The sequence below is a fragment of the Microbacterium sp. NPDC089188 genome (genome assembly GCF_040685155.1).
Lineage (GTDB): Bacteria > Actinomycetota > Actinomycetes > Actinomycetales > Microbacteriaceae > Microbacterium > Microbacterium galbum.
Map to the genome: position 1 here is coordinate 600,719 of NZ_JBFBHH010000003.1, position 11,738 is coordinate 612,456.

General features: G+C 72.6%; 18 protein-coding genes. 10 read left to right on the top strand and 8 right to left on the bottom strand.

All coding sequences use genetic code 11. The features are described 5' to 3' along the window. Window positions 1-912: a 5'-3' exonuclease gene (locus tag AB0N80_RS12780; RefSeq protein ID WP_315992956.1), complete on the bottom strand. Its 912-nt coding sequence runs from the start codon at window positions 910-912 to the stop codon at window positions 1-3. A gap of 94 nt (window positions 913-1,006) precedes the next feature. Between AB0N80_RS12780 and AB0N80_RS12785 the strand changes: the two genes are divergently transcribed. The 4 genes from AB0N80_RS12785 to AB0N80_RS12800 all read left to right on the top strand — a co-directional run bounded on the left by AB0N80_RS12785 (window position 1,007) and on the right by AB0N80_RS12800 (window position 3,315). Continuing rightward, a complete protein-coding gene (locus tag AB0N80_RS12785) occupies window positions 1,007-1,405 on the top strand; it encodes a YchJ family metal-binding protein (protein WP_315992955.1) in 399 nt (132 codons plus the stop codon). 86 nt (window positions 1,406-1,491) lie between these two features. After that, complete coding sequence (locus AB0N80_RS12790) at window positions 1,492-1,875, top strand: PPOX class F420-dependent oxidoreductase (protein WP_315992954.1); 384 nt, start codon at window positions 1,492-1,494, stop codon at window positions 1,873-1,875. 1 nt (window position 1,876) lies between these two features. Next, window positions 1,877-2,542: an SDR family oxidoreductase gene (locus AB0N80_RS12795; protein ID WP_315992953.1), complete on the top strand. Its 666-nt coding sequence runs from the start codon at window positions 1,877-1,879 to the stop codon at window positions 2,540-2,542. Beyond that, window positions 2,539-3,315: an isocitrate lyase/phosphoenolpyruvate mutase family protein gene (locus AB0N80_RS12800; RefSeq protein ID WP_363392384.1), complete on the top strand. Its 777-nt coding sequence runs from the start codon at window positions 2,539-2,541 to the stop codon at window positions 3,313-3,315. The genes AB0N80_RS12795 and AB0N80_RS12800 overlap by 4 nt, the downstream gene beginning before the upstream one ends. A gap of 87 nt (window positions 3,316-3,402) precedes the next feature. Here AB0N80_RS12800 and AB0N80_RS12805 read toward each other — a convergent pair whose 3' ends face one another. The 3 genes from AB0N80_RS12805 to AB0N80_RS12815 form a co-directional block, all read right to left on the bottom strand. Then, complete coding sequence (locus AB0N80_RS12805) at window positions 3,403-4,050, bottom strand: LON peptidase substrate-binding domain-containing protein (RefSeq protein WP_315992951.1); 648 nt, start codon at window positions 4,048-4,050, stop codon at window positions 3,403-3,405. A 90-nt stretch (window positions 4,051-4,140) separates the two neighbouring features. Then, window positions 4,141-5,196 carry an FUSC family protein gene (locus AB0N80_RS12810; RefSeq protein ID WP_315992950.1) on the bottom strand — a complete coding sequence of 352 codons (1,056 nt, stop codon included), beginning with the start codon at window positions 5,194-5,196 and terminating at the stop codon, window positions 4,141-4,143. A gap of 3 nt (window positions 5,197-5,199) precedes the next feature. Continuing rightward, window positions 5,200-5,568: a helix-turn-helix domain-containing protein gene (locus tag AB0N80_RS12815; protein WP_363578911.1), complete on the bottom strand. Its 369-nt coding sequence runs from the start codon at window positions 5,566-5,568 to the stop codon at window positions 5,200-5,202. Window positions 5,569-5,661: 93 nt separating this feature from the next. On the opposite strand from AB0N80_RS12815, the gene AB0N80_RS12820 reads away from it, so the two are divergent. Further along, on the top strand, window positions 5,662-6,522 hold the full coding sequence (locus AB0N80_RS12820; protein WP_363578912.1) for an SDR family oxidoreductase: 861 nt from the start codon (window positions 5,662-5,664) through the stop codon (window positions 6,520-6,522). Window positions 6,523-6,593: 71 nt separating this feature from the next. On the opposite strand, the gene AB0N80_RS12825 is transcribed toward AB0N80_RS12820, so the two are convergent. Continuing rightward, on the bottom strand, window positions 6,594-6,938 hold the full coding sequence (locus AB0N80_RS12825) for a DUF2834 domain-containing protein (RefSeq protein ID WP_363578913.1): 345 nt from the start codon (window positions 6,936-6,938) through the stop codon (window positions 6,594-6,596). Between the two features lie 52 nt (window positions 6,939-6,990). On the opposite strand from AB0N80_RS12825, the gene AB0N80_RS12830 reads away from it, so the two are divergent. The 3 genes from AB0N80_RS12830 to AB0N80_RS12840 all read left to right on the top strand — a co-directional run bounded on the left by AB0N80_RS12830 (window position 6,991) and on the right by AB0N80_RS12840 (window position 8,945). After that, window positions 6,991-7,332, top strand: a complete 342-nt coding sequence (locus AB0N80_RS12830) for a TraR/DksA C4-type zinc finger protein (RefSeq protein WP_315992946.1) — start codon at window positions 6,991-6,993, stop codon at window positions 7,330-7,332. A gap of 43 nt (window positions 7,333-7,375) precedes the next feature. Beyond that, on the top strand, window positions 7,376-7,591 hold the full coding sequence (locus tag AB0N80_RS12835) for an SCO4848 family membrane protein (protein WP_315992945.1): 216 nt from the start codon (window positions 7,376-7,378) through the stop codon (window positions 7,589-7,591). 115 nt (window positions 7,592-7,706) lie between these two features. Then, window positions 7,707-8,945 carry an MFS transporter gene (locus tag AB0N80_RS12840; protein ID WP_315992944.1) on the top strand — a complete coding sequence of 413 codons (1,239 nt, stop codon included), beginning with the start codon at window positions 7,707-7,709 and terminating at the stop codon, window positions 8,943-8,945. A 19-nt stretch (window positions 8,946-8,964) separates the two neighbouring features. Here the strand turns inward: AB0N80_RS12840 and yidC are convergent, their stop codons facing one another. Beyond that, on the bottom strand, window positions 8,965-9,654 hold the full coding sequence (gene yidC / locus AB0N80_RS12845; RefSeq protein WP_363578914.1) for a membrane protein insertase YidC: 690 nt from the start codon (window positions 9,652-9,654) through the stop codon (window positions 8,965-8,967). A 187-nt stretch (window positions 9,655-9,841) separates the two neighbouring features. Continuing rightward, entirely contained in the window at window positions 9,842-10,120 is a 279-nt protein-coding gene (locus AB0N80_RS12850; protein ID WP_315992942.1) for a DUF6412 domain-containing protein, read from the bottom strand. 63 nt (window positions 10,121-10,183) lie between these two features. Here AB0N80_RS12850 and AB0N80_RS12855 point away from each other — a divergent pair, with 63 nt between their 5' ends. Then, a complete protein-coding gene (locus AB0N80_RS12855; protein ID WP_315992941.1) occupies window positions 10,184-10,705 on the top strand; it encodes an ACT domain-containing protein in 522 nt (173 codons plus the stop codon). Between the two features lie 87 nt (window positions 10,706-10,792). Here AB0N80_RS12855 and AB0N80_RS12860 read toward each other — a convergent pair whose 3' ends face one another. After that, window positions 10,793-11,194 carry a DUF3054 domain-containing protein gene (locus AB0N80_RS12860; protein WP_315992940.1) on the bottom strand — a complete coding sequence of 134 codons (402 nt, stop codon included), beginning with the start codon at window positions 11,192-11,194 and terminating at the stop codon, window positions 10,793-10,795. Between the two features lie 113 nt (window positions 11,195-11,307). Between AB0N80_RS12860 and AB0N80_RS12865 the strand changes: the two genes are divergently transcribed. Next, complete coding sequence (locus tag AB0N80_RS12865; protein ID WP_315992939.1) at window positions 11,308-11,733, top strand: VanZ family protein; 426 nt, start codon at window positions 11,308-11,310, stop codon at window positions 11,731-11,733. Window positions 11,734-11,738: the final 5 nt, after the last annotated feature.

Here is an 11,738-nt window from a genome sequence, read left to right on the forward strand (position 1 = left end):
TCAGCGCGGTAGGGCGGCGAGGGCGCGAGTCATCGACGAGCCCAGGTTCCACTTCTCGGCGAGCGCCGTCGCGGCGTCCTCGTCGACGGGCCCGAGTGCGTCGTCGAAGGGAGCGAGCGGCAGATCGCGCGCGACGCGCACGACGGTCGGGGCGACGGCGAGGTAGTCGGCGGCAGCGGCGATCTTCGCGCGCTGCGCGGGGGTGCCCGCGGTTCCGTCCTCTACGGCGGCGCGGATGGCGTCGAGGGAGCCGTGGGCCTCGAGGAGCGAGGCGGCGGACTTCTCGCCGATGCCGGCCACGCCGGGAAGGCCGTCGGAGGGGTCGCCCCGGAGGACCGCGAAGTCGGCGTACTGCGCGGCGTGCACGCCGTACTTGCCGAGCACCGCGGAGTCGTCGACGATCTCGAGGTTGCTCATGCCGCGGGCGGTGTAGATGATGCGGATGCCGCGGGCGTCGTCGATCAGCTGGAAGAGATCGCGATCGCCGGTCACGACGTCGACGGGCGCGTCGGCCCGGGTGGCGAGGGTTCCGATGACGTCGTCGGCCTCGTGCTCGGGAGCGCCGACGACGGGGATGCCGAGCGCGGCCAGCGTTTCCCGGATGAGGGGGATCTGGGCCTCGAGCGGATCGGGGATCTCTTCCACGTCAGGCCCGGACGGCACCGCCTCGACGACGCGGTGCGCCTTGTAGCTCGGGAGCAGGTCGACGCGCCAAGCGGGTCGCCAGTCGTCGTCCCAGCAGGCGACGAGGCGCGTGGGGCGGTAGGTGGTGACGAGCTTGGCGATCATGTCGAGCAGGCCCCGGACGGCGTTGACCGACGAGCCGTCGGCGGCCTTCACCTTGTCGGGCACGCCGTAGAAGGCGCGGAAGTACAGCGACGCGGTGTCGAGGAGCATGATGCGGTCGGTCACGGTCTCGATCCTGGCACGGGAGGTGCTCGGGGGCGATCGGCGCGGGGAGGCTCGACGGCGGGGAGGGAACGGGGACGAGACCTAGAGTGGCGGGATGTCTTTCGGGTCGGCATCCACTCGTCCACAGGCGCAGGCGCCGTGTCCGTGCGGGGGCGGGGTGTTCGGCGACTGCTGTGCGCCGATCCTCGACGGTGCCCCCGCCCCGAGCGCGGAGCGGCTCATGCGCTCGCGCTACTCCGCCTTCGCGCTCGGCGACGAGGCGCACCTCGCCCGGTCGTGGCATCCCCGTACCCGTCCGGATCACATCGACGTCGACGACGGCACGGTGTGGACCGGACTGATCATCGAGGACGCGGCGGAGGACGGGGATGCCGCGGTGGTGGCCTTCCGCGCGCGCTGGCGGCAGGCCGGCCGGGACGGAGAGCTGGTCGAACGGAGCCGCTTCGTGCGGCGGGGCGGGCGGTGGGTGTACGTCGACGGCGATGTGGCGTGACGGCGTCACGCGGGGCGTCAACCCCGCGTGGGCGTGTCGGTGCTGCTGAATAGGGTCGATTCCGGATCCTCGGCGAAAGGACACGCATGATCCCCGACGCGCAACGCGACCTGCTCGAGAACCCGAACTACGGCAGTCTCGGCACCGTCCGTCCGGACGGGACGGTGCAGGTGAACCCGATGTGGTTCGCCTACGACGGTGAACACCTGCTGTTCACGCACACCGTGACGCGCCAGAAGTACCGCAACCTGCAGCGCAATCCGTCGATGAGCCTCATGGTCTTCGACCCCGAGCGCCCGTACCGCTACATCGAGGTGCGCGGTCGCCTCATCGAGGTGGAGCCCGACCCCGAGGGCGCGTTCTACGTCTTCCTCGGCATGCGCTACGGCAACGCGCAGCAGGAGGCGCCGCCCGATCGCGCCGACCGCGTGATCTTGAAGATGTCGATCGACAACGTAGGAGGACAGTGACATGGAACGCATCGTGATCATCGGAGGGCACGGGAAGGTGGCCCTGCACCTGGCACGGCTGCTCGCCGACCGCGGCGACGAGGCCACCTCCGTCATCCGCAATCCCGACCAGGCCGGCGACATCGAACAGGCGGGCGGGACGCCCCTCGTGCTCGACGTGGAGAATGCCGACACCGACGAGATGGCCGCAGCCTTCGAGGGCGCCGACGCGATCGTGTGGTCCGCCGGGGCCGGCGGCGGCAGCGCCGAGCGCACCTACGCCGTCGATCGCGACGCCGCGCAGCGCGCGGTCGACGCCGCGGCGAAGGTGGGCGTGCGACGCTTCGTGATGGTGTCGTGGATCGGTTCGACGCCCGATCACGGGATCGACCCCGACGACTCGTTCTACGCCTACGCCGACGCGAAGCTCGCGGCCGACGACCACCTGCGGGCGAGCGAGCTGGACTGGACCATCCTCGGCCCGGGCACGCTCACCCTCGACCCGCCGACGGGACGCATCACCACCGCACCGCAGGGCAAGGGCGAGGTCTCGCGCGCCGACGTCGCGGCCGTGGCCGCCGCCGTGCTCGTGCAGCCGGCGACCATCGGGCGCTTCATCCGCTTCGGCGCCGGGGACACGCTCATCGCCGAGGCCATCGTCGCCGAGCACGCGGGGAGCGACGCATGACCGCCGTCGCCGACCGCGCGCAGACCCTCGTCGGGCTGCACGCCGCCCCCGAGATCCTCCGCGTCGTCAACGTCTGGGACGTCGTGTCGGCGCGGGCCGTCGCGGCGCTTCCCGAGACGAAGGCGCTCGCGACAGCGGGTCATTCGATCGCCGCGACCTTCGGCTACGAGGACGGCGAGAACATCCCCGTCGAGCTCATGCTCGACATGGTCGGACGCATCGTCGCCGCCGTCGACGTGCCCGTCAGCGCGGACCTCGACGCCGGCTTCGGCGATCCGGGCGAGACGACGCGCCGGGCGATCGGCGTCGGCGTCGTGGGCGCCAACGTCGAGGACCGGGTGAAGCCGCTCGCCGAGGCCATCGCCGCCGTCGAAGCGGTGATCGCCGCCGGTGAGGCGGAGGGCGTCCCCTTCGCGCTCAACGCCCGCACCGACGTGTTCCTGAAGGGTGCGGATCGGCCGCTCGACGACAAGATCGCGGATGCCGTCGAGCGCGGCCGCGCGTTCCTCGCGGCGGGTGCCACCTCGGTGTTCGTGCCCGGGAAGCTCGATGCCGACACGACCCGGCGCCTGGTCGAGGGTCTCGGGGAGCGGAAGCTGAGCGTCATCGGCGTCCCGGGCAACCTCACGGCCGCCGAGTACGAGGCGCTGGGGGTCTCCCGCATCTCGTACGGCCCGCAGACCCAACGCGTCGCGCTGACGGCGCTCCAGGATCTCGCGATCGACCTCTACGCCGACGGCGTCATTCCGTCGACGGTCCGCGAACTGAACTGACCGCCGCACCGGAGTCCGGGACGCCGCGTCGGCGGTGTTCCGGACTCCGGTGCGTCGTGGTCGGCATCCGCGGGGCGACCGCCGATGTCAGACCTCGTCGTCGTCCTCGTCGACGACGATGACCCCGTCGGGCACCGGGTCGTTCAGTAGCGGCTCGGCCGCGAGGGTGAGGTCGATGGTCGCCCGGAGCAGCCCGCCCAGGGTCTCGGAGCGCAGGAGCTCCATCTGGTCGAGTTCACCCAGCGGCGCGATCGCGGCGACCTGCCAGGCGCGGGGGAGCGGCTCCTCCGACAGCTCGACCTCGGGATCCCAGCGCGTGCCACCGTACTGCTGGGCGCGGCCGAGCACGCGCCGCACGATGCGCTCGGCCTCCTCGAGCAGCGGCATCAGTGCGTCGTTCCACTCGAGGTCGGGGAGGGCGCGGACGTCGGCGCGCGGATAGGGCGCGTCGTCGAGCCACTCGACGATCTCGAAGCGCTCGGTCCCGCGCGCCACGATCTGCATCTGCCCCGCCTGCGGGACGACGTGACTGAGCTGCGCCATGGTGCCGAGGGCGAAACGCTGGTCGCCGCCGCCGGTCTCGGAGCCGCGCTCGATGAGCACCACGCCGAAGGCGGGGTCGGTCTCGTCGAGCAGGCGCCCCAGCATGACGAGATAGCGCTCCTCGAAGATCCGCAGCGCGAGGGGCGTGTGCGGGAAGAGGACGGCTCCGAGGGGGAACATCGCGGTACCCATGGCCCCAGTCAACCAGCGCCGGGGGACGACGGGGTCGCGACAGCGCCGATCCTCAGGGGGCTTGCGGAGAGGACAGGGATGCCGTCCGGCTCAGTCCTCGGTCTCACGGAGCGTCTCGTGGACGCGGTGCAGATCCATCAGGAGCGATCCCGTGAGCACCCAGTGCAGGGTCGAGGGCGTCTGGATCTGCAGGGGGCGGGTGAGCGCGGGCTCGGTGTCGACCGCCCGCTCGGGCCCCGCGTCGAGGGCGAACGCCAACCGCACGTCGTGCGCGGCCCGGTGCAACTGCTCCGCGATCGCGCGCACCGCCGGCTCGTCGACGATGGAGCTCTCGTAACCGTCGTAGACGGCACGCGTCATGCCGACGGTCTGCGTCACCACCGGGGTGAAGCGATCCAGCAGCGCACCCATCTGCGCGAGCTCCGCGCGGTGCCGGTTGCTGCGGGGGTTCAAGGCCAGCGAGTCGGCTCCCTCGCGGATCGCATCGGCGGCGGCATCCCGGACGGGGCGCAGCAACCGCGCCTCGAGCAGGAGCCCCTCGAGGGATGCCGGGGTCTGCGGCCTCTCGAGGGCGTCGGCGAGGCGCTCGAGGGCCGCGGCCAGCTCGCGTCCGAGGACGTCGACCTTCTCGCGGGCCGCGGGCACGAGCACGGGCGGGACGAGGACGGTGTTGACGACGATGCCGATGGCAGCGCCGATGAGGGTCTCGAGGACGCGGTCGAGGGCGTAGTTCGGGGTCGCGGTGCCGAGGGCGAGCACGAGGAGGGCACTGATCGCGATCTGGTTCGTCGCGCCCGGCGAGATCCGGGCGGCCCAGGCGACGGCCAGCGCCACCCCCGCCGAGAGGAGCGCCACCCACGGCTGCGACCCGAAGGCGAGGCCGAGGAGGGCGGCGATGAGGACGCCGACGATGACGCCGACGCTGCGTTCGACGGCGCGGGTGAACGACTGGTTGATGCTCGGCTGGACGACGAGGAGCGCCGCGATCGCGGCGAAGATCGGGGGCGGACCCTGCACGAGCCAGCCCGCCAGGAGCCACGCCGCCACGATGGCGAGCGCGGACTTCGCCACCTGGAGCAGGGGGACACGCCGCGGCGCGCGGACGGTGAGACTGCCGCGCACCGTGCGCAGGTCGGGGATGCGCACGGGTCAGTCCTTCCGCGCCACGATGTCGTCGGCGTTGTCGGCGACCCACTCCATGAGGGGGATCACGCGCGTCATGAGATCGCGTCCGCGCGGTGTGAGGGCGTACTCGACGCGGGGCGGGACCTCGGGGTAGGCCGTGCGTTGCACGAGTCCGTCGCCCTCGAGCGTCTTGAGGGTGCTGGCCAGCATCTTCTCGCTGATCCCGGAGATGTTGCGGCGGAGGACGAACCAGCGCTGCGTGCCGTCGGACAGCGCCAGCAGCACGAGGATGCCCCACTTGCCCATCACGTGATCGAGCACGGTGCGGGTGGGGCAGCCGTCGGTGAAGATCTCGGGGTTGCGGCCGCGCAGATCGGCAAGACTGACGCTCATGTGAGTACCTAACCAGAAAGTGGGTACCTGCATTCCGGAATGCGGGCGGGCGGCCGCCGTTGCACGAGGCGTACCGATCGAAAGGACACTCCCATGACTCTCCTCGTCACCGCCGCCTCCGGACACCTCGGCCGTCTCGTCGTCGACGCTCTCCTCGAGCGCGGCGTCGCGGCATCCGACATCGTCGCCGGCGTCCGCACGCCCGCGAAGGTGGACGACCTCGCCGCGCGCGGGGTCGGCGTCGTCGAGCTCGACTACTCCCGCCCCGAGACCCTCGCCGCAGCCTTCGCGGGCGTCGACCGCGTGCTGCTGATCTCCGGGACCGACGCCGACCGCGTGGCCGGGCACCGCAATGTCATCGACGCGGCGCGCGCGGCCGGCGTGGAGCGCCTCGTCTACACCAGCGCCCCGCGCGTCGACCAGGTCGACTACGCGCTCGGCGCCGATCACAAGGCCACCGAGGAGGCGATCGCCGCGTCGGGCCTGTCGGCGACCGTCCTTCGTCACAACTGGTACACCGAGAACTACCTGGATGCCGTGGCCCGCGCGGCCGACACCGGCGAGATCGTCGCGGCCGTCGGGGATGCGCGTGTCGCCAGCGCGAGCCGTCGCGACTATGCGGCGGCGGCGGCGATCGCCCTGACCACCGACGAGCTCGCCGGACGCACCCTCGAGGTCGGCGGAGATGTGGCGTGGACCTACGACGACCTCGCCGCGGCCGCGGGCGAGGTGCTCGGCCGTCCGGTGTCGTACACGGCGGTGACGCTCGAGCAGCTGGAGGCCGGCCTGCAGGCGGCGGGCCTGGATGCCGGGACGGCGGCGTTCGTCGCGGGGATCGACGACGCCATCGCGCGCGGTGCGCTCTCGCAGACCGACGGCACGCTGTCGGAGCTGATCGGTCGCCCGACAACCCCGCTGGTCGACGGACTCCGCGAGGGCCTCGCCGCCCGCTGACCCCTCGTCCCTCGCATGAGTCGCCGGGATTCGTCGCTTCTGCGCCTGTGGAGGCGACGATCCTCGGCGACTCACGCGTTCTCGAGGGCGGTCAGGCGGCGCTGGCGCATGGCCAGGAAGAGCGGGAACGTGAAGGCGAACGCGGTCACGCCGGAGAGCACGATGTACAGCCACGCGAAGCGAATGCCGAGCCGCCGCGCCTCGACGATCACGAAGACGCTCCCGGCGATCGCCACGACGAGCAGGTCGATCGTGATCGACGACACCGCGGGTCCGCTCGTGACGAGATCCCCGATGAAGTCGCGCATCTGCACGATGGCGAAGGCGTTGAAGGTCCAGGTGCCGACCAGGCCGGCGACGGACAGGACGAGGAACGCGACCGCGGTCGGCGACCAGTGGCGTCGGATTTCGCTCATGCCGCGATCCTGCCCCAGCGCCGGTGTCGGCGGAGGGGGCTAGCGTCGAGGCATGGATGCCGACACCGCACGGCGCGTGCTGGAGGAACGGGAGCGGGAGATCGCTCACCGCCTCTCCCGCCTGCACGACGACGAGGAGAGTCTTCGTCACGACCGCGCCGACGCAACAGCCGACGACGAGCACGACCCCGAGGGATCGACGCTGTCGGGGGAGTGGGCCCAGGTCGACGCGCTGCGTCGCGGAGCCGAGGCCGAACGCGCCGAGATCCGCGCTGCGCGCGAGCGCGTGGCATCCGGGACCTTCGGGGTGTGCGAGCGGTGCGGCCGGCCAATCGCGGACGCCCGCCTGGAGGCGCGGCCGTTCGCGCGGCGGTGCATCGACTGCGCGCGGTAGTCGCGCGGCGCGACGGGCGGACGGGGGCGCCTAGGCTCGACGTGTGGAACCCCTGCTGATCGTGCTGCTGTTCGCCAACGCCGTCTTCAACGCCGTCGTCTGGCCGCGCTTCTACCCGCGCATCGCGAAGGACCCCCGGGCGCGGGATGCCGCGGGAAAGCCGACGGCGTTCCTCATCGTGCACACCGTGCTCATCGCGGTCGCCCTCGTGCTCGCCCTCGCGTCCGTGCTCGCCGCCATCGCCGCGATCGTGAGCTGACCGGGCCCCGGTCGAGGCCTTTCGGTAGACTGGTCGCGCGGGTTCGCCCGCCGCACCTCGTGCATCTACCTACCGGACCGGCAAGGCGGCACTGCCCCACGCCCCGGAGATCCTCATGCACCACCCCGCCCCCGTCGTCGACCGACCGTTGATCCATCACACCGGATTCTGGTACTTCCCGGTCGCGTTCGTCGCTCGTCTGCCGTTCGCGATGATGACCGTCGGCGTCCTCGCCATCGTCGTCGCCCTGCGCGGCTCCGTGGCGCTCGGCGGGCTCACCTCCGCCGCCGTCGGCCTCGGCGTCGTCGTCGCGGGCCCCGTGCTCGGCGACCTCGCCGACCGTCACGGCCAGCGGCGCGTGCTCGTCCCGGTGGGGGTGGCCAACGGCATCCTGCTCGCGCTCTTCCCGCTCGTGGTGGCATCGGCCCCCGGTGAGGCGCTGCTGCTCATCGTCGCGACGGCGATCGGTCTCACCGGCCCGCAGACCGCCGCGATGTCGCGGAGCCGCGTGATGGCCCTCATCGGCGACCGGGTGCGCCCCGAGCGCCGTGAGCGCACCTTCTCGCGTGCGATGGCGTACGAGTCGGCCGCAGACGAGACCGCCTTCGTCATCGGCCCCTTCGTCGTCGGCGTCCTCGCCGCGCTCGTCGCCCCCTGGGCGCCCATCATCGGCGCCGCGGTGCTGAGCTTCGTCTTCGTCACCGCGTTCGCGCTGCACCCGACCGGACGGGCCGTACCCGAACGGTCGGAGCGCGAGGAGATGGCGCCCTTCCGTGACGTGCTGCACCCCCGCATGCTCGTGCTGATCGCGGCCGTCTTCGGCGTCGGACTGTTCTTCGGTTCGACGCTGACCTCGCTGACCGCGTTCATGGAGGCCCAGGGCGCACCCGAGGCGGGGGCGCTGCTCTACGGCGTGATGGGCGTCGGCTCGGCCGTCCTGGCCCTGGCCGTCGCGGCCCTGCCCGCGCGCTTCGCGCTGCGCTGGCGCCTGGTGCTGTTCGCGGCTATCCTCACCGCGTCCGCGGGGGCGTACACGGTCGGCGGATCCGTGGTCACCGTCACGATCGTGCTGTGCCTCATGGGCATCGGCGTCGGGCCCTCGCTCGTGACGCTGTTCAGCCTCGCCGGTCACCGCGCCCCGCGCGGACGAACCGCCTCGACCATGACCCTGCTCGCCTCCGCGCTGACCCTCGCCCAAGCGGTGTCGTCGGCGGTGACCGGCGCGATCGCCGAGGATGTGTCGGTGGCCACGGCGATGCTTCTTCCCGCGGGCGCGGCGCTGCTCGTGCTCGCCATGGCGGCGGTCAATGCGTCGTCTGCGCCGCGGTGGGACGCCGCCCCGCTCACCGTGTGAGCCCGCGTCCGCCCGGACCTCACGCCGGGAGCGGGTAGCGACGGCGCAGGATCAGCCTCTGCGCGAGCGTCCACACGGTGGTCACCGCGAGATAGAGGCCGGCGGCCAGAGGCACGAACACCGCCACGACGGCCGTGGTGAACTGCAGCGCGCCGACCATCGCGCCCGTCCAGGCCGGCGCGGAGGGGTCGACCGCAGGCCGGAGCAGGCGTCGGGTGAGCTCGGCGACCCCGGCGATCACGACGACGATCCCGCCGATCACGGCGGCGGTGGCGGCATCCACCGTTCCCGTCGAGAGGGCGGAGACCAGGCTGCGTCCGAGGGGGACACCCCAGAGGTCGTGCGCGAGGAGGAGGTTCGCGTGTCCGCCGACGACGGGATGCAGGAACACCGCGTACAGCAGCCCCACCACCGGAGCCTGCGCGAGCAGGGGCAGGCAGCCGCCGAAGGGGGAGGCGCCTTCGTCGCGGTAGAGCTGCATCGTCTCGCTCTGCAGACGTTCCGGGTTCTTCCGCCACCGCTCCTGCAGGGCGCGCAGCTGCGGGGCGAGGCGCGCGCGTGTCTGCTCGGCACGCGCCTGCGACACGCCCACGGGGATGAGGAGCATCCGCACGATCACGGTCACGGCGACGACCGCGAGGGCGGCGGCGGCGCCCGGCACGAGCGGGTCGAAGACGGCGGCGAGCGCGAGCAGAGCGCGGGTGGTCATGTCGAGGAGGAAAGCGAGGGGAGGAAGGGCGAAGAGGTCCACGGGGCGTCCAATCGGTGCGTCGATCACGGCGGGGATCGGTCGCGGGGCGCGGTCGACGGCAGGAGCCGGGCGGGCGCGGGCGACCGGCGTCGCAGTCCGCAGAGAACGCCGGAGAATGCCGCGGGACGCGGCAGGGCGGTCGGGATCAGGCGACGCGGATCGTGCGGCCCGGCGCGCGCGGGCGCGGGTGGCCGGCGGCATCGGGATCGCTCTGGGCGATCGGTGCCGAGGGATCGGCGGGGCGGGGACTCGGCGGCGCCGTGGCGGCCAGGAGCGCCGGGAGGACGACGAGCACGATCACGGCGGTGACGACGACCGCCGCGGCCAGGACGACCGCCAGCAGCGGTGTCCCCCCTCCGGGTGTCACGGCCAGCTCGGCGGAGGCGAGCACGAGGTTGAGCACGGCGATCATCGATGCGATCACACGCTCACCCCCGGGAGTCTCGTGGTCCCACGGTAGCAGCGGGCCGCTCGCTACGCTGTCGCCATGACCACCCTCGTCCTCACCATCGTCGGCGACGATCGCGCCGGGCTCGTGTCCTCCGTCGCCGACATCGTCGACGCCCACGGCGGCAACTGGGAGAACAGCGAGCTCGCCGAGCTGGCGGGAGCTTTCGCCGGCATCGTCGAGGTCTCGATCGCCGCCGACGGCGCCGCCGCCCTGCGCGCCGCACTCGAGGGGCTGGCCGGAACGCTCGCCGTCACGGTGCACGCCGGAGCTGCTGCCGCCGCCGCTGCCGCTGCCGCGCGCACGGTGACGTTCGACGTGGTCGGAAACGACCGCCCCGGTATCGTGCGCGAGCTGTCGACCGCACTCAGCGCGCAGGGCGCGAGTATCGAACGCATGTCGACGCAGACGACGGATGCCGCGATGGCCGGCGGACGACTGTTCGAGGCCTCGATCACGGCGACGCTCGCTGCGACCGTCGTCGTCGACGACCTGGTGGCGGAGTTGGAGAGGTTGGCGACGGAGATCCAGGTCGACGTCACCCTGTCCGACGAAGCCTGACCTCTCGGTCCGGCATCCCGGTGGCGCGTGCGTTCCGGACGTCGGGTGCCAGGACCGGGGCGCCGACGCGAAGCGACCGGGTGGGGCTCAGAGCGGTCGCGTCGCGGTCCGTCGTCCCCGTCCGATGAGGCGCGCGATCCCGCGCCACCCGAGCAGGAACAGCGCGAGCGTGACGGCCGCGACGATGACGAACGCCACCGCGACGCCCTGACCGCTGACGGCACGCAGCACCATGCCGAGGATCACCGTGACGGCCCAGACGGGCAGCCCCGTGCGGACGAGCGCGACCGGGCCGCGCCACGCCCGTGACACCAGCCAGCCGACGAGGAGGGCGACGAGGAAGGGCCAGGCCGTCGTCGCGAGCCCCGAACCGAACGGCCCGAGCACGTCGCCGTCATGGGTCGCCCGCCCGATGGCGGCGAAGACGGTCACGAGGACGGCGTCCACGAGGAGAGCGAGGGCGGCGGGGGAGCGGCGGGTCGATGGCACGCCTCCATTCTCGCCCTCTCGCGGGCCCGCCTATCGCCGACGTATCGACTCCCGCAGACGCCGGGGCAACACGCCGCGCGATGGGCTGGTGATTCGTCGACCCGGAGGTTCTCATGACAGATCGCCGCGCACCGCTGCTCACCCCCGCCCGCGTGCTGGGCGCCACGGGGGTCTTGGCCGTGACGGCCGCGCTCACGCTCGCGCCGCGCTCGATCGCGTGGCCGGCGCGCTCCCTCGCCCTCGATGTGCTCGATCGGCTCCCGCCGGTGTGGACCGAGGTGCTGTTCGGCTGGGGTGTCGATGTGGCCGTGAACATCGGATTCTTCATCCCCCTCGGTGCGGCGGTCGCGCTGCTGCTCCCGCTGCGGTGGGCGCCGGCATCCGTGGTCCTGGGGGCGGCGGTGTCGGCCACGATCGAGATCGCGCAGACCGTCATCCCCGGGCGTGTGCCGGACCCGAGCGATGTCGTGGCCAACACCGCCGGAGCACTGATCGGAACGGTCGTGGTCGTCGGGGGCAGGCTGCTCGCACGTCGATGACGCGC

What these genes read in the sequence shown, in the direction of transcription:
- AB0N80_RS12840 (WP_315992944.1), top strand. Translation starts at nt 7,707, where the DNA reads ATGCACCACCCCGCCCCCGTCGTCGACCGACCGTTGATCCATCACACC.
- AB0N80_RS12795 (WP_315992953.1), top strand. Translation starts at nt 1,877, where the DNA reads ATGGAACGCATCGTGATCATCGGAGGGCACGGGAAGGTGGCCCTGCAC.
- AB0N80_RS12825 (WP_363578913.1), bottom strand. Translation starts at nt 6,938, where the DNA reads ATGAGCGAAATCCGACGCCACTGGTCGCCGACCGCGGTCGCGTTCCTC.
- AB0N80_RS12865 (WP_315992939.1), top strand. Translation starts at nt 11,308, where the DNA reads ATGACAGATCGCCGCGCACCGCTGCTCACCCCCGCCCGCGTGCTGGGC.
- AB0N80_RS12820 (WP_363578912.1), top strand. Translation starts at nt 5,662, where the DNA reads ATGACTCTCCTCGTCACCGCCGCCTCCGGACACCTCGGCCGTCTCGTC.
- AB0N80_RS12815 (WP_363578911.1), bottom strand. Translation starts at nt 5,568, where the DNA reads ATGAGCGTCAGTCTTGCCGATCTGCGCGGCCGCAACCCCGAGATCTTC.
- AB0N80_RS12805 (WP_315992951.1), bottom strand. Translation starts at nt 4,050, where the DNA reads ATGGGTACCGCGATGTTCCCCCTCGGAGCCGTCCTCTTCCCGCACACG.
- yidC (WP_363578914.1), bottom strand. Translation starts at nt 9,654, where the DNA reads ATGACCACCCGCGCTCTGCTCGCGCTCGCCGCCGTCTTCGACCCGCTC.
- AB0N80_RS12785 (WP_315992955.1), top strand. Translation starts at nt 1,007, where the DNA reads ATGTCTTTCGGGTCGGCATCCACTCGTCCACAGGCGCAGGCGCCGTGT.
- AB0N80_RS12855 (WP_315992941.1), top strand. Translation starts at nt 10,184, where the DNA reads ATGACCACCCTCGTCCTCACCATCGTCGGCGACGATCGCGCCGGGCTC.
- AB0N80_RS12830 (WP_315992946.1), top strand. Translation starts at nt 6,991, where the DNA reads ATGGATGCCGACACCGCACGGCGCGTGCTGGAGGAACGGGAGCGGGAG.
- AB0N80_RS12790 (WP_315992954.1), top strand. Translation starts at nt 1,492, where the DNA reads ATGATCCCCGACGCGCAACGCGACCTGCTCGAGAACCCGAACTACGGC.
- AB0N80_RS12800 (WP_363392384.1), top strand. Translation starts at nt 2,539, where the DNA reads ATGACCGCCGTCGCCGACCGCGCGCAGACCCTCGTCGGGCTGCACGCC.